Genomic DNA, 16,795 nt, shown 5'->3' with positions numbered 1-16,795 from the left:
GGATGCCTGGACCGGAAGAGGTGGCCGGACCCGCGAAGGCGCGCCTGCGCATCGAGGGCGGTGGCGAGATCATCTGTCTGTTCAACCCGGCGGAGCTGACGATCACCAAGGCGAACACGTGGAACGCCGCCGAAGGCAAGGGACGCAACGCACCCGAGCTGCGTTTCCAGGCAGGTCAGCCGGGCACGATCGCGCTGAGCCTCACGCTCGACACGACCGACGAGGGCAAGGACGTCACGAAGCACACCAGCAAGCTGCTCGACCTGCTCAAGGTCAATCCCGCGCTGCCGGGCTCGGACTCCAGCCGAAACAAGGCGCGTCCGCCGTGGGTCGAGTTCCACTGGGGAACCCTGCACTCGTTCAAGGCCATTGTGGAGCGTCTGCAGATCAAGTACACGTACTTCGCCAGCAGCGGCATGCCGTTGCGCGCGAAGGCCGACCTGAGCCTCAAGCAGTGGATGGACGACGGCCTGCTCCCGCTGCAAAACCCGACCTCCCACACGCCGACCCTGCACGCCATGCACCGCGTCGTGCAGGGCGAGACGCTCGACCGGATCGCCGCCGTGCACTACGCCGACGCGACCCGATGGCGGCTCATCGCCGAGGCCAACTCGGTCGTGGACCCGCTGGCGGTTCGGGCCGGCTCGCTGCTGGTCATTCCCGAGCTTCCGGTGCGTCGCCGTGGCTGAGCAGAAGCGCCTCGACGGTGTGGTGCTGACCGTGGACGGTCGGCCGCTGCCGCCTGACATGTACGCCAACCTGACGCTCGCGCGCGTCGAGGAGTCGGTCCAGTTGCCGGACTTCTTCGAGCTGCGCTTCGACGACCCACACTTCGAACTGTTCGACCGCGCCATGTTCGCCGTCGGTACCAGGATCGAGGTGGCCTTCCGCGCAGAGGGCGACCCGGTCGTGGTCACGGCCGGCGAGGTGACCGCGCTGGCCGTGGAGCAGGGGCTCGCCGGCCGTCACGAGCTGGTGCTGACCGGCCTCGACCTGACGCACCGCCTCGCCCGCGTGCCGAAGTCGCGCAGCTTCCAGCGCGTGACCGACGCCGACATCGCATCCCGCATCGCGGGCGAGTACAGCCTCACACCCGATGTGGACGGCACCGGCGAGGTGCACGACTACGTGTTGCAGGCGAGCGAGAGCGACTACTCGTTCCTGCGGCGGCGCGCGGGCCGGATCGGCTTCGACTTCTGGATCACCGACCAGACGTTCCACTTCAAGAAGAAGCCCGCTGGCGCCGGCACGCCGCCGCCGTTGAAGTGGGGCCAGAACCTGCGCCGCTTCAGCGTGCGGTTCGCGTCGGGCGAGCGCTGCGACGAGGTACAGGTGCGTGGGTGGGATCCGCTGGGTAAGCGGGCCGTCACCGGCCGAGCCACGGAAGGTGATCCGGGCACCGACGCGCCCGCCGCCCTGGAGATGGCGGCCTCCGCGCGGCAGGGTTTTGGCCGGGTACGCCGTTCCGCCGGCCAGTTTCCGGTGGCGGACCAGGCGCAGGCGGACGCGCTGGCGCGCTCGTTCCTGCTGCGCACCTCCGGTGGCGAGGTGATCCTCAAGGGCGAGGCCGTGGGCGACCCGCTCATGGGCGCGGGCGGTGAGGTGCGCATCGAGCAGGTGGGCGCGCGCCTTTCCGGCAAGTACCGGGTCACGAGCGTCGAGCACGTCTACGGCGCCGGCCGCCCGTATGTGACGCGGTTCGTCTGCGGTGGCAAGGAGTCGGCTGGGCTGGCCGACCTGATCGGGGCGGCGGGTGGTGGCGGGCTGTCGAACGGCGGCGTGGAGCGGCGTTCGTGGGGAAGCCTCGTCATCGGGATCGTCACCAACAACGCCGACCCCGAAAAGCTGGGCCGGGTGAAGGTGACGTTCCCGACCCTGTCCGAAGAGGACGAGAGCACCTGGGCCCGTGTGGTGACGCCCGGCGGCGGCGCGAAACGCGGAATGCAGTGGCTGCCGGAGGTCGACGACGAGGTCCTGATCGGGTTCGAGCTCGACGACAAGACCCGGCCGGTGGTGTTCGGCGGACTGTGGAACAGGCAGGACCCGCCGCCCGAGCCGGATCCCTGCGCCAACGGCGTGGTGCAGTCGCGGGCGCTGGTCAGCCGCGGCGACTCGCGCCTGGTGATGACCGACGACCCGACGCCGTCGGTGCACCTGTCGCTGGGCGGCGACAACTGCCACATACACCTGGAAAAGACGGAGTCGAGGGTGACCGGCGAGCAGAAGCTGGTCATTTCCGCGACCCAGATCGAGATCAAGGCGACGCAGAAGCTGGCGCTCAGCGGTGCCCAGATCGAGGTCACCGCGAGCGGCCCGCTGACCGCGTCCGGCAAGCCCATAAAGCTGAACTGAGGGGGAGAGATGGCCCAGCCGGTGGCTCGCCAGAACGACCGGGTCGTGGCGATGGACACGCATATCGTGATCACGCCGGGCGGCCCGTCGCCGGTCCCGTTGCCGTTCTCCGGCCCGCTGCTGATGTCGCTGTCGCCGGACGTCCTCGTCAACGGGGTGCCGGCCGCGACAGTCGGCAGTATCGCGCAGAACACGCCGCCGCACATCCCGCCACCGGGCACGTCGTTCAGCAAGCCACCGACCAACCTGGGCCGGGTCATCACCGGCGCCCCGGCGGTACTGGTCAACGGCCAGCCGCTGGCCCGCCTCGGCGACACGGCGATGACCTGCAACGACCCTGTGGACCTCCCGGTCGGCAAGATCGTCGCTGGCTCCCCGGATGTGTTGGCATGAGCGAGGTCGCCTTTAGCGCCGCGCGACCGAGCGAATCAGGAGACACAGCATGAACGAGAATGGCGACTTCGTAGGCAACGGCTGGGGTTTCCCGGCCGCTATTTCCCGTTCCGGCGCGGTGCGGCTGTTCACCGGCACCGAGGAGCTCGATGGCGCCATCCGGATGATCCTGTCGACGATGCCGGGGGAGCGGGTCATGCGCCCCGACTTCGGCTGCGCGATGTGGCATCTGGTCTTCTCGCCGCTGACGCCCACCACCCTCGGCATGATCGAGCAGGCGGTGCGCGAGGCGCTGGAGCGCTGGGAGCCGCGCGTCGGGCTCGACCAGGTCACGGCCGTGCCCGAGCAGGCCAGCGGCGCGGTCTTCATCGAGATCGCGTACCGGGTGCGCGCCACCAACGACACCCGCAACCTCGTCTTCCCCTTCTACACGATCCCCACCGAGGAGCGAGCGTCATGAGCCTTCCCGCGCCGAACCTCGACGACCGGCGCTTCCAGGACATCGTCGACGAGGCGAAGCGCCGCATCCCGCGCCACTGTCCCGATTGGACGGACCACAACGTGTCCGACCCGGGCGTGGCGCTGATCGAGCTGTTCGCGTGGATGACCGAGATGACGCTGTACCGGCTCAACCAGGTGCCCGACCGGCTGTACGTCAAGTTTCTGGAGCTGGTGGGCGTCGAGCTGTTCTCGGCGGTGCCGTCGCGCGCCGACCTGCTCTTCACGCTGACCGCACCCCGCCAGGAGCCGATGCGGATTCCGGCCGGCAGCCAGGTGAGCACCGAGCGCAGCGGCGACGAGGAGCCGGTCGTCTTCCTCACCGAGTCCGACCTGCGCCTGGTACCCCCGCAGCTGGTGGCCTGCCTGACGCCGACCGGCGACCGGTACGAGGACCGGTGGGACGACCTGCGCCGCGCGGCCACGTCGGTGCGCCTGTTCTCCACGCTCCGGCCGGACGAGGCGGTGTACTTCGGGTTCGCCGACTCGGTGGCCTCGCACCTGCTGCGTCTCGACGTGACCACCGGCCCGGAAGGCGCCGGCGTTGACCCGCGCCGCCCGCCGCGCTGCTGGGAGGCGTGGGACGGCCGGGAGTGGCGCGACGTGCGCATCCTCGACGACACCAGCGCCGGGTTCAACAGCCCTGGCCAGGTGACGCTGCTGATGCCGCCGCGTCACGAGACTCTCGCGCTCGGCGCCAGGCGCGCGCACTGGCTGCGGTGCCGGCTAACCCGGCCGGAGCCCGGCCAGCCTGAGTACCGCAACCCACCGCAGCTGGAGTCCCTGTCGGTGGTGGCGCTGGGCGGGGCGGTCACCGGGTACCACGCGGAGCCCGCGCCGGCGGAGCTGATCGGCACCAGCGACGGTAAGCCCGGCCAGGTCTTCCAGGTACGCCGCGTGCCCGTGCTGCCGCGCCGTCCAGATGAGACGGTCCGCGTCGTGCTGCCTCGGCACGACCGCGCCACCGACCCGGAGGAGCAGACCTGGTCGGAGGTCGCCGACCTCGCGGACGCGACCGAGGACGACCAGGTCTTCACGTGGTCGGGCGCCTCCGGCGAGATCCGCTTCGGGCCGCAGGTGATCGATCGGGACGGCCGGGTGAAGCAGCACGGCGCGATCCCGCCGATCGACGCGCAGGTGTGGGTGACCGGGTATCGCTTCGGCGGCGGGCGGCGCGGCAACGTGGCGGCGAACAGGCTGACCGTGCTGCACACCTCGATCCCGTTCGTCGCCTCGGTGACCAACCTCGACCCGAGCCGCGGCGGCGTCGACCCGGAGACGGTGGCGAACGCCAAGCTGCGCGGGCCGATGCTGTTGCGCGGCGCCCGCCGGGCGGTCACCGCCGAGGACGTGGAGCGGCTGACGCTGGACGCCGCACCAGCCGTCGCACGGGCTCGCTGCCTGCCACCGGAGAACGCCGGCGACCCGGCACGCCTGCTCGTCATCCCGCGCGTCGACGTGCCCCCCGCCCAACTGGTCCTGGATGACCTGATCATCCCGCCGGAGCTGGAGGAGCAGATCAAGGCGTACCTCGAACCGCGCCGGCTGCTCACCATGCGGCTGCGCGTCGAGACGCCCCGGTACCAGGGTGTGAAGGTGGCCGCCGAGGTGCGCGCCGCGCCGGGCATGCGCCCCGAGACCGTGCGCGAGCGGGCCGAGCAGGCCCTCTACGAGTACATCAACCCGCTGACCGGTGGGCCGGGCGGCCAGGGTTGGCCGTTCGGGATAGACCTGCAGCTCGGCGACGTCTACGGCGTGCTGCATGGCGCGCTGGGCGTACAGGGTGTGGAGGCGGTGCACTTCATCACCGCCGACCTGCGCCGCGAGCGGGCCATCGAGCAGGTAGACCAGCGGGTGCGGCTGCAGCCCGGCGCGCTGTTCATGTCCTTCCAGCACAGGGTCGAGGTGCGCCAGTGAGCGGGTGGCTGGTCGAGCAGCTGCCGCGGGCGATGGCGGCCGACCCGGTGCTGGCCGGGTTCGCCACCGCGTTCGAGGAGGTGGCCGACAGCGTGCTGGCCCGTGTCGACAGCATCGAGCACCAGGTCGACGCCGGGCTGGCCACGCCGGAGATGCTCCAGTTCATCGCGTCCTGGCTGGGGCTGGTGCTGGAGCCGACCGACCCGCCCGCGTACCGGCGCGCACTGGTGCGGCAGGTGGGCCGCCTGCTCGGCTGGCGCGGCACCCGGTATGGCGTGGAAGGGCTGCTGGAGGCCGCGACCGGCGCCCGCGTGACCGTGTCGGACGGCGGCGGCGTCTACGGGATACGCGACGAGGTGCCCCCGGCGGACCCGGTGGTGCGGGTGACCCTGGACCACACCGGTCACCTGAGCGAGCAGCAGGTGCGCGGCTTCCTGGAGGTGGAGCTGCCGCTGGGCGCGCAGGTCGAGCTCGACGTGCGGTACCCGCAGAGCCCGAGCCGTGGCCGGGCCAGCGTCCGCGCGTTCCCCCCGCAGGGCCAGGCGCCGGGCACCGCGAGGGGCCGAGCGCGGCCGCCGCAGGCGTCACAGCGGCCGCCGGAGGCGGCGCCGGGAGAGGGAGGAGCGGATGGTGGCTGACGCGTACGCCGGCCGGCAGACGGTGGCGTGCCCGGACTGCGGCACGCCCGTCCGGCCGGACCGCGAACGGCTCTGCCCCACCTGCGGGTACCCGCTGGTGCTCCTGCGCTCCGCACCCGTGGAGGGCGAGGCGGGCCCGGCGCGGGTGCCGGGCGAGCAGGGCGAGGCGACCGACGTGCTGCGCACCGGCCTCTTCGCGCGCGGTGCGACCACAGTGGACGACCAGCCGCCGCCGGGGCTCGACGAGGTGGAGTGCCCGCGCTGCCGCGAGCGCAACCCGCTGGAGCGGGTGCGCTGCCAGCGCTGCGGCCTGGAGCTGCGGGGCCGGCACCTAACGCCGGTGGCGGCACCGCCGCTGCCTGAGCCGGTCATACCGTTCGAACCCGAGCCGCCGAGGCCCCGGCGCAGCAACCGGTGGATGATCCCGGTGGGCTGGGCGCTGGTGATCGCCGCGGTCCTGATCGCGGCGGCCGCGTACTTCGCCACCCGGGGACCCGACCCGAGCAACTCGCAGGAGCAGGATCCGCCCGCTGGCAACGGCGGGCTGGTGCGGGTCGCTCAGCAGGACATCCAGGCCAGCGCGTCCAGCACGCTCCCCAACGATCCGCGCTTCAACGTGGCGAACACAGTGGACGGTAAGAACGAGACGACGTGGCAGAGCGACGGCAAGCGCCTGCCCAGCAACGTCGGCGTGAGCCTCACGTACCGGTTCGCCCGCGAGGTGCCGCTCGCCCGCATCACAATCGTCAACGGGGACGCCCGGTCGGAGCGGGACTTCACGAACAACGAGCGGGTGCGGCGTCTCCAGGTGCGTGCCGGCTCGTGGGTGGCGAGCTGGGAGCTGAAGGACACCACGGAACCGCAGTCGATCGACGTCGACGCGGGCCAGGTGTCGGCGGTGACGCTGGAAGTCGAGGCGGTCTATCCCGGCACGACCTTCAAGGACGTCGCGATCTCCGAGGTCGTTTTCGAAGTACCGGATGGAAGTGGAGGCTAGGCGATGGCGGTGCCGTTGCGGGTGACCGTGTCGATCGAGCGTATCGACGCGGCACCCGGCGACACGTTCAACTTCGACGTCACCGTGCGCAATACCAGCGACATCGTCGAGCACTACGTCGTCGAAATGCTCGGGCTCCCCGCGGGTGCCACCTCGCGGGCCGAGCCGGATGTGGCCAAGCTGCGGCCCGGCGAGAGCGCCACGGCAGCGGTGCAGGTCTCGATACCCGTGCAGGCACCAGCCGCGGCCGGCCTGTACACGCTGGGCGTGCTGGTGCACTCCAAGTACCGCGAGGAGGTGTCGCGCTGCGAGGAGTTGCCGCTCTCGCTCGCGGCCGTCGAAGACGTCACGGTCCGCGTCGAGCCGGAGGTCGCGACCGGCGGGCGCAGCGCCCGGTACACGGTCCAGATCACCAACGGGGGCAACTTCGGGGCGCGGGTGGCACTGGGGCTGTCCGACCCGGAGCAGCGGGTCACGTCCGCGTTCGACCCGCCGGTGCTCGACCTGCCGCAGGGCGCGATCGCGCATTCGTTCCTGAGCGTGCGCGCGCCCGTGCCGTGGAACAAGGAGAAGCAGCGGGTCCTCACCGTCGAGGCAGCCGGCGGCGGCGTACGAGGTAAGGGCACCGCCACGTTCGTGCAGTTGCCCCGGTTCGCGTCGAAGCTGGTGCGTACCGCTGGCATGCTCGGCGCGGTGCTCGTCGTCGCCGGCGCCGTGCTGGCTGCGGCACTGATCGCGCGGGCGGGCAACGACGACGAGCAGAACCAGGCCGGCAACAACCTGACGCCGCCGGCCGCGACGTCCGGCGCGCCGGCGCCGGCCACGTCGGCGGCGCCGTCGCCCAGCGAGAGCCCGAGCGCCGCGCCCACGACCGCGCCGGCGCAGTCGCCGACCGCGGCGCCGCCGGCCGACCCGATCACGGTCGACGCGACGCGGCCCTTCGGCGACCCGGCGAACGGCGTACTGCCGGGCGACGCATTCCGACAGTTCGACCTGGCGCTGACCGGGCGGCCGGAGCGGAACAGCCCCGACGGCTGCGACGACGCGAGGTCCGTGGCGGTGACGGGAGACGCCACCAACGGCCGGTCGCTGTCCGCGTCGCAGCAGGACGACGCGACGGCCTGCAAGGCGGTGCCGGTGAGCATCGAGGGGCTCCGGGACATCGCCGCGATCCAGGTGATCGTGGCCGGCGACGACCGGCGGCAGATGGAAGTGTTCTACAAGAACGGGAACCGGAGCATCCAGGACGACCTGATCCTCACGACAGAGGAGCGTCGCGGTGAGATCGACTTCGTGGTCGTGCGGGGTGTACCGGATGGAGCCGGCGACGATCCGCCGCCGGCCGCCATCCGGACGATCCGGTACATCCCCGCGAACAGCTGAGCGAGGCCTCAGTACAGGAAGCTGCCGTACGGGCCGTTGAGGATGTTGTTCTTCTGGGCCTGGCTGAAGTGCGTGTTCGGGTAGTTGTAGAAGGAGGCCGACATCGGGGTGCCGTCGGTCGACGAGGAGTCCGGCAGACCGAACGCGTGGCCAAGCTCGTGCACCATGCCGCCGTACCAGCGGTTCATGTTGCCGCCGATGCCCGCGGCGCCGTCGGCGTCGTGACCGCTGAGGATCACCCAGCCGCTGCCACCGCCACCACCGGAGCAGGACGCCTCGGCGCTGATCTCGCCGACGTTGATCCAGCGGCTGTCGGGGGCACGCAGGTTGAGCTTGCGCATCAGCTCCTGCTGCATGTTGAACACGACCCACCAGTAGCACTCGTTGCCGTTGGGCGTGTTCTCGTACCAGGAGCGCGGGTGGTCGCCGTTGACGACCTCGACGACCGGGTTGTTGAGCCGGAATGTCTTACCCAGTTCCTGCTGGTAGTAGCGCTGTGCCTCGCGCATGACGTTGGCGATGCCGTCCGGGTACCGCTGGTCGTAGGCCACGTCGGTGGGCTTGAGCCAGTACACGCGGATGGTGCCGTTCGGCGGCGTGGCCGGCGGCCCTGTGGTCGGCGGCCCTGTGGTCGGCGGCCCTGTGGTCGGCGGCGGGCTGGTCGGGGCCGTGCTCGTCGGCGGCGCGCTCGTGGGCGTGGTGGTTCCCGGGGTCGGCACGGGACCGTTGCAGGCTACGCCGTTGACCGAGAAGTTCGTGGGGACCGGGTTCGACGACCCGTTCCACGACCCGTTGAAGCCGAAGGACACGCTGCCGTTCGTCGCGACGTTGCCGTTCCAGCCCACGTTGGCGGCGGTCACCGCTGCCCCGCTCTGTGTCACGGCCGCGTTCCACGCCTGCGTGACCGCCTGGCCCCCCGCGAACGACCACCGGATGGTCCAGCCGTTCAGCGGGTCGCCGAGGTTGGTGAGGTTGACGTTGCCGGTGAACCCGCCGGGCCACTGCGATCCGATCGTGTACGTGACCCTGCAGGCGGTGGCGGCCGCCGCGGGGCCGGCGGTGGCGGTCGCGAACGCCGCGGCGGCGAGCCCCATGGCCGCGGCGGCGGCGAGTAGTCGTTTCATCGGCGTCTCCTTGGGAGGGTGGGTGACCAACGGGTACATCGCTGGCGCAGCGTGATGCCGTCACGTCCCGCCCGGTGACGCGATCTAGCAACACATCTACCGCATGGTTTCGATGTCTGTCAATGGAACGCGTCGACCGCCCTGGGTAACCGAACCGGTTCAGTTAAGCCCTTCGCAGGTATCAATTTCGCAGACAAGGCCGGGTGGTCTTGACGGCTGTCCATACCTCATGTTTCGCTGACGTAACTTACGCGGTTCAGCAATCCCGCCAAACGTATCGACTAACGACACAATCGTCCGTGCCGGGGCGCAACCCCTCGGCTGGGCGCGCGTGCGCGTACCCATCCCTCAACCACGCACGAGGAGGACGTACCCGATGCGAACCCGACCTCGATATATCGCCGCGCTGTTCACGGCGGTGCTGCTGGCGACGACGGCCTGCGAAGGCGGCGACGGCGGATCTAGCGGCAACTCGTCCAACGGCGGGCAGTACCCCCGCAACGAGACGCTCTACACGAGCGGCAGCGCCTGGGGTCCGCCCACCACGTGGAACCCGATCGTGCCCGGCTACGCCACCGGCACCGTCGGCCTGATCTACGAGCCGCTCTTCATCTTCAACCCGGAGAAGCTGGAGCTGGAGCCGTGGCTCGCCGAGAAGGGCGAGTGGAGCGCCGACAACAAGACCTACACGGTGACCCTGCGCGACGGCGTCAAGTGGAGCGACGACAAGCCGCTGACCGCCGACGACGTCAAGTACACCGTCGAGCTCGGCAAGATCAAGGCGGTGCCCTACAGCAACCTGTGGAACTGGCTCGCCAGCGTCGAGGCCCCCGACGCGCGCACCGTGAAGTTCACCTTCTCCGACCCGCGGGTCCAGGAGTGGGAAAACTGGCTGTACGAGAACCCGATCGTCCCGAAGCACATCTGGGAGTCGCGCTCCGAGGCAGACATCACCACCCACAAGAACGAAAAGCCGATCGGCAGCGGGCCATACGTGTACCAGGCGCACGCCCAGGACCGCATGGTCTGGAAGAAGAAGGAAGGCTGGTGGGCCGAGAAGGCTCTCAGCCTGAAGGTCGCGCCGACGTACATCGTCGACATCGTCAACTCCAGCAACGAGGTGGCGCTGGGCCTGCTCACCTCTGGCCGGCTGGACCTGAGCAACAACTTCCTGCCCGGCGTCGCCAACCTGCTCAAGGGTGACTTCAAGGTCAAGACGTACTACGCCGAGCCGCCCTACATGCTGTCGGCCAACACCGCGATGCTCATCCCGAACACCACGAAGGCGCCGATGAACGACGTCGCCTTCCGTAAGGCCCTCGCCCAGTCGATCGAGGTCAAGAAGATCGTCGAAGGCGTGTACGGCAACATCGTCAAGGCGTCGAACCCGACGGGCCTGCTCCCGGTCTACGACCAGTACGTCGACCAGGCCACGGTCTCCTCGTCCGGCTTCACGTTCGACACCGCCAAGGCCAAGGCCACTCTCGCCAGCGCCGGCTACCGGGACACCAACGGCGACGGCAAGGTCGAAGACAAGAGCGGCAAGCCGATCAGTCTCAAGCTCATCGTCCCGTCGGGCTGGACCGACTGGATGGAGGCGGCCCGGGTGATCGCCGAGGGCGCGCAGGCCGCCGGCCTCAACATCGTCGCGGAATTCCCGGACGCCGCCGCGCTCGACGACGCCCGCACCGCCGGCAAGTTCGACCTGCTCCTCAACAACTGGACCGGCGTCAGCAACACGCCGTGGACGTACTACAACTACGTCTTCCAGATGCCGGTGCAGGCGCAGCAGTTCAGCGCCAACTTCTCGCGGTACCAGAACCAGGCCGCGTGGGAGCTCGTGCAGAAGCTGGCCCGCACGCCCAGCGACGACCCGGCGTACAAGACCACGATCACCGAACTCCAGAAGATCCAGCTGGCCGAGCTGCCGGCGATCCCGCTCTGGTACAACGGCATGTGGGCGCAGTACACCGAGTCCACCTGGACGAACTGGCCGTCCGAGGCCAGTGGCGCGCCCAAGGACTTCCCCAGCACGTGGAACAACATGTGGGAACTGGGAAGCATCAAGATGCTGACCCAGCTGAAGCCCGCCTCGTCGAAGTAACGAACCGCACGGGCAAATGAGGGGAGGGCGCGCGTGCGCCGGTACTTCGCGAGAAAGGTAGCGATCTACCTGCTGACGTTCTTCGTCGCGGTGACGCTCAACTGGCTGATCCCCCGGTTCATGCCGGGCGATCCGGTCCTGCGGATGCTCACCCGGACGTCAGTGTCCAATCCGGACGCGATCGCGCCGATGCGGGAGTACTACAACAACGTCTTCGGCCTGGACGTGCCGCTGTGGCGGCAGTACCTGAACTACTGGGCCGAGTTGTTGCAGGGCAACATGGGCATCAGCGTATGGCTGTTTCCCGCGCCGGTCACCGAGGTGATCCTCGACGCGGTGCCGTACACGCTCGCCCTCCTCATCCCATCCATCCTGTTGAGCTGGTACGCCGGCAACAAGGTGGGCGCGCTCGCCGCCCGCCGCCGGTGGCTCGACAACACGGTGCTGCCCCTCGGGTACGCGCTCACCGCCACGCCGTACATGTGGATCGCGATCGTGCTGGCCTGGAGCCTCGCGATCATCGCGGGGATCTTCCCGGTCGCCGGCGGCTACAGCTTCGACCTGCAACCGTCGTGGTCGCTGGTGTTCTTCAACAGCCTGCTCCAGCACTGGTTCCTGCCGTTCCTGTCGCTGTTCCTGGTGGCGTTCGGCGGCTGGGCCATCGGCATGAGAAACATGATCATCTATGAGCTTGAGGCCGACTACGCCAACTACCTGGAGGCGCTCGGCGCGCCACGCCGGCTGATCCGCCGGTACGCGTTCCGCAACGCTCTCCTGCCGCAGCTGACCGGCCTCGCGCTCCAGCTCGGTGTGCTGGTGGCCGGCGCCCTGGTCACCGAGATCGTGTTCGGCTATCCCGGCCTCGGGCGGCTGATCCTGATGGCGATCCAGAACCAGGACTTCTTCCTGCTCCAGGGCGCCTTCCTGTTCATCGTGATCGGGGTCCTGATCGCAAACTTCGTGATCGACATCATCTACGTCCTGGTCGACCCGCGTACCCGGACCGGCATGACGGGAGGCGCCGCATGAGTGACGTTGACAGCGCGCGGGCAGACGCCGCGTCTGCCAGCGATCCGGCTCACGTCGCGGAGGTGGTGTCGGCGCCCGCGGTGCCGCTGGCCACCGGCCCGGTCGCGGCCGCGGCGCCGGGTGCGCGCCGCACCCGCGACGCGCTGCACTTCGCCCTGCGCAACAAGAAGGTCGTCGGCGGCGGGATCGTCGTCCTGGCCTTCCTGGCGCTCGGCATGATCGCGCCGCTCTTCTACGACTACGGCCACAGCGAGTACGTCGGGCCGCAGAGCACCGGGCCGTCAGGCGAGTACTGGTTCGGCACGACGACGTTCGGGCAGGACGTGTTCCTCCAGTTCGTGCACGGCATCCGGTCCACCTTCCTGGTGGGCCTGCTCGGTGGCGGGCTGGCAGCGCTGATCGGCATGACGATCGGCTTCGTGGCGGGATACGTGGGCGGCCTGGTCGACGAGGCGCTCAACATGCTCACCAACATCGTGCTGGTGCTGCCCGCCCTGGCTGTGCTGATCATCCTGCATACGTACATCGGCATCAGCAGCGTCCCCTCGCAGGCCCTCTTCATCGGGATCTTCTCCTGGCCGTGGGTGGCGCGAGCGGTGCGCGCGCAGACGTTCTCGCTGCGCACCCGCGACTTCGTCGACCTTGCCCGGCTGAGCGGCATGGGCTCCGGAGCGATCATCCGGCGCGAGATCGCGCCGAACATGAGCTCCTACCTGTTCATGACGTTCATCCTGCTCTTCGGCGGCTCGGTGCTCTTCGCCGCCACCCTCGACTTCATCGGGCTCGGCCCGACCGGCGTGATGTCGCTCGGCCTGATGATGAACAACGCCGTGCACTGGAGCGCGCTCCAGCTCGGCCTGTGGTGGTGGTTCCTGCCGCCAGGGCTCGGTATCACCGCGATCGTCGGCGCCCTGTACATCATGAACGTCGGGCTCGACGAGGTCTTCAACCCCAAGCTGCGGGAGATGTGAGGCATGAGCCTGCGGGTCGACAACCTCCGGGTGTACTACCGGACGCTGCGCGGCGATGTGAAGGCGCTCGACGGCGCGACCTTCGCGCTGGCCGACGGCGAGATCATGGGGCTGGCGGGGGAGTCCGGGTCGGGCAAGTCCACGCTCGGTAAGAGCCTGATCCGCCTCGACACCCGGATGCGGCTGGTCGAGGGCGGCGTGGAGCTCGACGGCAAGCCGCTGCCGATCGGCGACCAGGACGCGATGAACGCGTACCGGTTCAAAGCCGTATCGCTGATCCCGCAGTACGCGATGAGCGCCCTGAACCCCACCCGGAAGATCGGCAAGATGATCTCCGAGCTGCTGGGCTCCCGTGGCGTCAAGTACGGCGAGATCAAGCCCGAGTTGGAGCGCCGCCTCGACCTGGTGGGCCTGTCTCGGGACGTTCTGGGCAACTACCCGATCGAGCTGTCCGGCGGCATGAAGCAGCGGATGGTGCTCGTACTGTCCACATTGCTCAACCCCAGCCTGCTCATCGCCGACGAGGTGACCTCGGCGCTCGACGTGTCGACCCAGCGAGCCGTAGCCGAGACGCTGGTGGAGTTCCGCGACCGCGAGTTCGTCAAGAGCATGATCGTGGTCACGCACGACATCTCGCTGGTGTACCAGATCGCCGACACCATCATGGTCATGTACGCCGGCAAGCTCGCCGAGAAGGCGCCCGCCGATGTGGTGGTCAACGCGCCCCGGCACCCGTACACGCAGCTCTTGATCTCTTCGCTGCCCGAAGTCGGCGTCCGGTACGCGGACCGCAAGCTGGCAGGCATCCCCGGCAGCCCGCCAGGGCTGCTGAACCCGCCGGCGGGCTGCCGGTTCCGCGACCGGTGCCCGCTGGCGTTCGCGCGGTGCGTCGAGGAGCCGCCGTTCGTCGAGGTCGACAAGGACCACCACGTCGCCTGTTGGAAGGCCCAATGAGCATGCTGTCGCTGGAACGGGTTTCGAAGAAGTACCGGGTCGGCGCCTTCGGCGGGCGTGAGCTGACCGCCGTGCGCGACGCGACCTTCATGGTCAAACCCGGCGAGGTCGTGTCGCTGATCGGCGAGAGCGGCAGCGGTAAGACCACGATCGGCCGCATGGTGCTGCGGCTCGCGTCCGTGAGCGGCGGCCACATCCGGTACGACGGCACCGACGTCTCAAGGCTCAAGGGCCGGCAGCTCGCCGGGTACTACAAGCGGGTGCAGGGCGTCTTCCAGGACCCGTTCAGCACCTACAACCCGATCTTCAAGGCCGACCGCGTGCTGCACACGATCCGGCCCAGCTTCTTTCCCGAGGCGAGCGCCGCCGAGTGGCGCAAGCGCATCGACACCGCCCTGGAGTCGGTGCGGCTCGATCCCCGGCAGGTGCTCGACAAGTACCCGCACCAGCTCAGCGGCGGTCAGCTCCAGCGCATGCTGATCGCCCGGGCGCTGCTGCTCGACATCAAGCTCCTGGTGGCCGACGAGATCATCAGTATGCTCGACGCCTCGACCCGCATCGACGTGCTCAACCTGCTCGCCGACCTCAAGGAGCGCGGCCTCGGCATCCTCTTCATCACCCACGACCTGTCGCTCGGCCACTACATCAGCGATCGGTCGGTGATCCTGCGCCGCGGTGTGGTCGTCGAGATGGGCAGCACCGACAAGGTGTTCGGCAGCCCGCGGCACCCGTACACGCGGACCCTGCTGTCGTCGGTGCCGCAAATGCACCGCAAGTGGACACGCGCCGACATCGCCCGCACGGTCGACGGTCGTTGCGCGATCCACGACGACGCTTGCGCCGGAGAGCCTGGTCTGGTGGAGGTCGACGACGACCACCTCGTGGGGTGCGCCGCTCAGTAGTAGCCCTTGCCCCCGTCGAGCAGCTCGCGGATCACGTCGAGCTGGCCGGCGTGCCGCCCGGTCTCCTCGACCATGTGGATGAGCATCCAGCGCAGGTTGGCGCCGCTCGAACGGAAGTCCGGGTGCTTACCCACGTCGTCGAGCGAGTGCGCCGCCACGATCTCGTTGGAGAGCGCGCACTGCCGGTCGTACTCGTCGAGGAGCTGCGCCAGCGGCACCCCCTCGACCATGAAGTCCTTGTCTTCGACCTCTTCGTCGAACGATGGCCCGGTCGCCGGCCGGCCCAGGAAGAGCACCTCGAACCAGCACTGCTCGGTCCACCGCAGGTGCGAGATGAGCCCCGCGACCGTCATCAGCGGCGAGTCGGGCAGCACGGCCCGGTGGGCGTCCTCATCGGACAGCCCTTCACACTTCCAATGCACGATCGACCGTTGCAGGTCGAGCCAGCCGACCAATGCGGTGCGTTCGTCGGCGGTGAGCGGCGGGCGTTCGCGAAGGGGAGGCACGACGCGGACGCTACCTTCCGCGTTTCCGAGACCGCACCGTATTTACCAAGCCCACGCCTCCGGCGCCGGGCCGCCCTTGCCGACGGGTGGAAACAGCTCGTCGAGCCGCTTCAGCGTCTCGGGCGCCAGCTCGGTCTCCACCGCCGTGAACGCGAGGTCGAGCTGCTCAGGCGCCCGCGGCCCGATCACCGGCGCGGTGACACCCGGCCGCGACAGCAGCCACGCCAGCGCCACCGTGGTCGGCTCGACGCCCAACTCGGCGCACAGCTTCTCGTACCCCTCGAGCGCCGCCCGGTGCGGCTCGACCCGCTCCGGGGCGTGCAGCACACTCCGGCCGCTGACGCCCTCCCGCTGCTTGCGCAGTGCGCCCGACAGCGCGCCGAAGTGCAGCGGCGAGTACGGCAGCACCCCGATACCCAGCTCGATCGCCGCGGGCAGCACCTCCAACTCGACGTGCCGGGTCAGCAGGTTGTACTTGCACTGCTCCGACACCAGCCCCAGGAAGTGACGCTTGTCCGCCGCGGCTTGCGCCGCCGCGAGGTGCCAGCCGGCGAAGTTCGACGAGCCGACGTACCGGATCTTGCCCTGGCCGACGAGCGTCTCCATCGCCTGCCAGATCTCCTGCCACGGCGTCTCGCGCTGCACGTGATGCATCTGGTACAGGTCGATCCAGTCGGTGCGGAGCCGCCGCAACGACGCCTCGCAGGCTGCGATGATGTGCCGCGCCGACAACCCCCGATCGTTGGGCCAATCGCTCATCGGCGCGTACACCTTCGTCGCCAGCACGATTTTGTCGCGCTGCCCTGTGCCCGCGAACCAACTGCCGATGAATTTTTCGCTCGTCCCGTCGTAGTCCACGCGCCCGTACATGTTCGCCGTATCGACGAAGTTGACGCCCGCTTCGACTGCTTTGTCCAGGACTGCGTGACTGGCAGCCTCGTCGATCTGCCAGCCGAAGTTCATGGTGCCAAGGCAGAGCCGGCTCACGCTCAGCCCAGTGCGACCCAGGTTGCTGTACTCCATGACA

General features: G+C 69.3%; 16 protein-coding genes. 13 read left to right on the top strand and 3 right to left on the bottom strand.

The features are described 5' to 3' along the window. The first annotated feature begins 2 nt into the window (after positions 1-2). Genes V6V89_RS27780 through V6V89_RS27745 form a run of 8 tightly spaced genes read left to right on the top strand, consistent with a single transcriptional unit; the run spans position 3 to position 8,178 of the window. Positions 3-689 carry a CIS tube protein gene (locus V6V89_RS27780; protein ID WP_334622395.1) on the top strand — a complete coding sequence of 229 codons (687 nt, stop codon included), beginning with the start codon at positions 3-5 and terminating at the stop codon, positions 687-689. Beyond that, positions 682-2,352, top strand: coding sequence for a VgrG-related protein (locus V6V89_RS27775; RefSeq protein WP_334622394.1), 1,671 nt, complete (start codon positions 682-684; stop codon positions 2,350-2,352). Before V6V89_RS27780 ends, V6V89_RS27775 begins: the two co-directional genes overlap by 8 nt. A gap of 9 nt (positions 2,353-2,361) precedes the next feature. Continuing rightward, positions 2,362-2,745: a PAAR domain-containing protein gene (locus V6V89_RS27770; protein ID WP_334622393.1), complete on the top strand. Its 384-nt coding sequence runs from the start codon at positions 2,362-2,364 to the stop codon at positions 2,743-2,745. Between the two features lie 49 nt (positions 2,746-2,794). After that, positions 2,795-3,205, top strand: a complete 411-nt coding sequence (locus V6V89_RS27765; protein WP_334622391.1) for a GPW/gp25 family protein — start codon at positions 2,795-2,797, stop codon at positions 3,203-3,205. Beyond that, the gene (locus V6V89_RS27760; RefSeq protein ID WP_334622390.1) at positions 3,202-5,160 is read left to right on the top strand and encodes a putative baseplate assembly protein; all 1,959 of its coding nucleotides are present in this window, start codon (positions 3,202-3,204) and stop codon (positions 5,158-5,160) included. The genes V6V89_RS27765 and V6V89_RS27760 overlap by 4 nt, the downstream gene beginning before the upstream one ends. Further along, on the top strand, positions 5,157-5,798 hold the full coding sequence (locus V6V89_RS27755) for a phage tail protein (protein WP_334622388.1): 642 nt from the start codon (positions 5,157-5,159) through the stop codon (positions 5,796-5,798). The genes V6V89_RS27760 and V6V89_RS27755 overlap by 4 nt, the downstream gene beginning before the upstream one ends. After that, positions 5,791-6,795: an NADase-type glycan-binding domain-containing protein gene (locus V6V89_RS27750; protein WP_334622387.1), complete on the top strand. Its 1,005-nt coding sequence runs from the start codon at positions 5,791-5,793 to the stop codon at positions 6,793-6,795. Before V6V89_RS27755 ends, V6V89_RS27750 begins: the two co-directional genes overlap by 8 nt. A gap of 3 nt (positions 6,796-6,798) precedes the next feature. Then, positions 6,799-8,178: a COG1470 family protein gene (locus V6V89_RS27745; protein WP_334622386.1), complete on the top strand. Its 1,380-nt coding sequence runs from the start codon at positions 6,799-6,801 to the stop codon at positions 8,176-8,178. Between the two features lie 8 nt (positions 8,179-8,186). Here V6V89_RS27745 and V6V89_RS27740 read toward each other — a convergent pair whose 3' ends face one another. Beyond that, positions 8,187-9,302 (bottom strand): cellulose-binding domain-containing protein, encoded by a 1,116-nt coding sequence (locus V6V89_RS27740; RefSeq protein WP_334622385.1) that lies wholly within the window; start codon positions 9,300-9,302, stop codon positions 8,187-8,189. A gap of 376 nt (positions 9,303-9,678) precedes the next feature. Between V6V89_RS27740 and V6V89_RS27735 the strand changes: the two genes are divergently transcribed. Genes V6V89_RS27735 through V6V89_RS27715 form a run of 5 tightly spaced genes read left to right on the top strand, consistent with a single transcriptional unit; the run spans position 9,679 to position 15,262 of the window. Continuing rightward, positions 9,679-11,406, top strand: coding sequence for an ABC transporter substrate-binding protein (locus V6V89_RS27735; RefSeq protein ID WP_334622384.1), 1,728 nt, complete (start codon positions 9,679-9,681; stop codon positions 11,404-11,406). Between the two features lie 33 nt (positions 11,407-11,439). Further along, positions 11,440-12,435: an ABC transporter permease gene (locus V6V89_RS27730; protein ID WP_334622383.1), complete on the top strand. Its 996-nt coding sequence runs from the start codon at positions 11,440-11,442 to the stop codon at positions 12,433-12,435. Further along, positions 12,432-13,406, top strand: a complete 975-nt coding sequence (locus V6V89_RS27725) for an ABC transporter permease (RefSeq protein ID WP_334622382.1) — start codon at positions 12,432-12,434, stop codon at positions 13,404-13,406. The genes V6V89_RS27730 and V6V89_RS27725 overlap by 4 nt, the downstream gene beginning before the upstream one ends. A gap of 3 nt (positions 13,407-13,409) precedes the next feature. Next, a complete protein-coding gene (locus V6V89_RS27720) occupies positions 13,410-14,360 on the top strand; it encodes an ABC transporter ATP-binding protein (RefSeq protein WP_334622381.1) in 951 nt (316 codons plus the stop codon). Further along, positions 14,357-15,262, top strand: coding sequence for an ABC transporter ATP-binding protein (locus V6V89_RS27715; RefSeq protein ID WP_334622380.1), 906 nt, complete (start codon positions 14,357-14,359; stop codon positions 15,260-15,262). The genes V6V89_RS27720 and V6V89_RS27715 overlap by 4 nt, the downstream gene beginning before the upstream one ends. Here the strand turns inward: V6V89_RS27715 and V6V89_RS27710 are convergent. Both V6V89_RS27710 and V6V89_RS27705 read right to left on the bottom strand, forming a co-directional pair. Then, positions 15,256-15,768: a DinB family protein gene (locus V6V89_RS27710; RefSeq protein ID WP_334622379.1), complete on the bottom strand. Its 513-nt coding sequence runs from the start codon at positions 15,766-15,768 to the stop codon at positions 15,256-15,258. The two genes, V6V89_RS27715 and V6V89_RS27710, sit on opposite strands and share 7 nt — an antisense overlap. A gap of 42 nt (positions 15,769-15,810) precedes the next feature. Continuing rightward, the gene (locus V6V89_RS27705; RefSeq protein WP_334622378.1) at positions 15,811-16,791 is read right to left on the bottom strand and encodes an aldo/keto reductase; all 981 of its coding nucleotides are present in this window, start codon (positions 16,789-16,791) and stop codon (positions 15,811-15,813) included. Between the last annotated feature and the right edge of the window lie 4 nt (positions 16,792-16,795).

Origin of the sequence: Micromonospora sp. CPCC 206061 (genome assembly GCF_036906915.1) — a bacterium.
GTDB lineage: Bacteria > Actinomycetota > Actinomycetes > Mycobacteriales > Micromonosporaceae > Phytohabitans.
Note: the sequence above shows the minus strand (reverse complement) of the source record. Positions and strands in the feature narration are given on the sequence as shown.

Coding starts and splice junctions, on each gene's coding strand:
- V6V89_RS27720 (WP_334622381.1), top strand. CDS start 13,410: ATGAGCCTGCGGGTCGACAACCTCCGGGTGTACTACCGGACGCTGCGC.
- V6V89_RS27770 (WP_334622393.1), top strand. CDS start 2,362: ATGGCCCAGCCGGTGGCTCGCCAGAACGACCGGGTCGTGGCGATGGAC.
- V6V89_RS27760 (WP_334622390.1), top strand. CDS start 3,202: ATGAGCCTTCCCGCGCCGAACCTCGACGACCGGCGCTTCCAGGACATC.
- V6V89_RS27740 (WP_334622385.1), bottom strand. CDS start 9,302: ATGAAACGACTACTCGCCGCCGCCGCGGCCATGGGGCTCGCCGCCGCG.
- V6V89_RS27705 (WP_334622378.1), bottom strand. CDS start 16,791: ATGGAGTACAGCAACCTGGGTCGCACTGGGCTGAGCGTGAGCCGGCTC.
- V6V89_RS27735 (WP_334622384.1), top strand. CDS start 9,679: ATGCGAACCCGACCTCGATATATCGCCGCGCTGTTCACGGCGGTGCTG.
- V6V89_RS27715 (WP_334622380.1), top strand. CDS start 14,357: ATGAGCATGCTGTCGCTGGAACGGGTTTCGAAGAAGTACCGGGTCGGC.
- V6V89_RS27780 (WP_334622395.1), top strand. CDS start 3: ATGCCTGGACCGGAAGAGGTGGCCGGACCCGCGAAGGCGCGCCTGCGC.
- V6V89_RS27765 (WP_334622391.1), top strand. CDS start 2,795: ATGAACGAGAATGGCGACTTCGTAGGCAACGGCTGGGGTTTCCCGGCC.
- V6V89_RS27745 (WP_334622386.1), top strand. CDS start 6,799: ATGGCGGTGCCGTTGCGGGTGACCGTGTCGATCGAGCGTATCGACGCG.
- V6V89_RS27725 (WP_334622382.1), top strand. CDS start 12,432: ATGAGTGACGTTGACAGCGCGCGGGCAGACGCCGCGTCTGCCAGCGAT.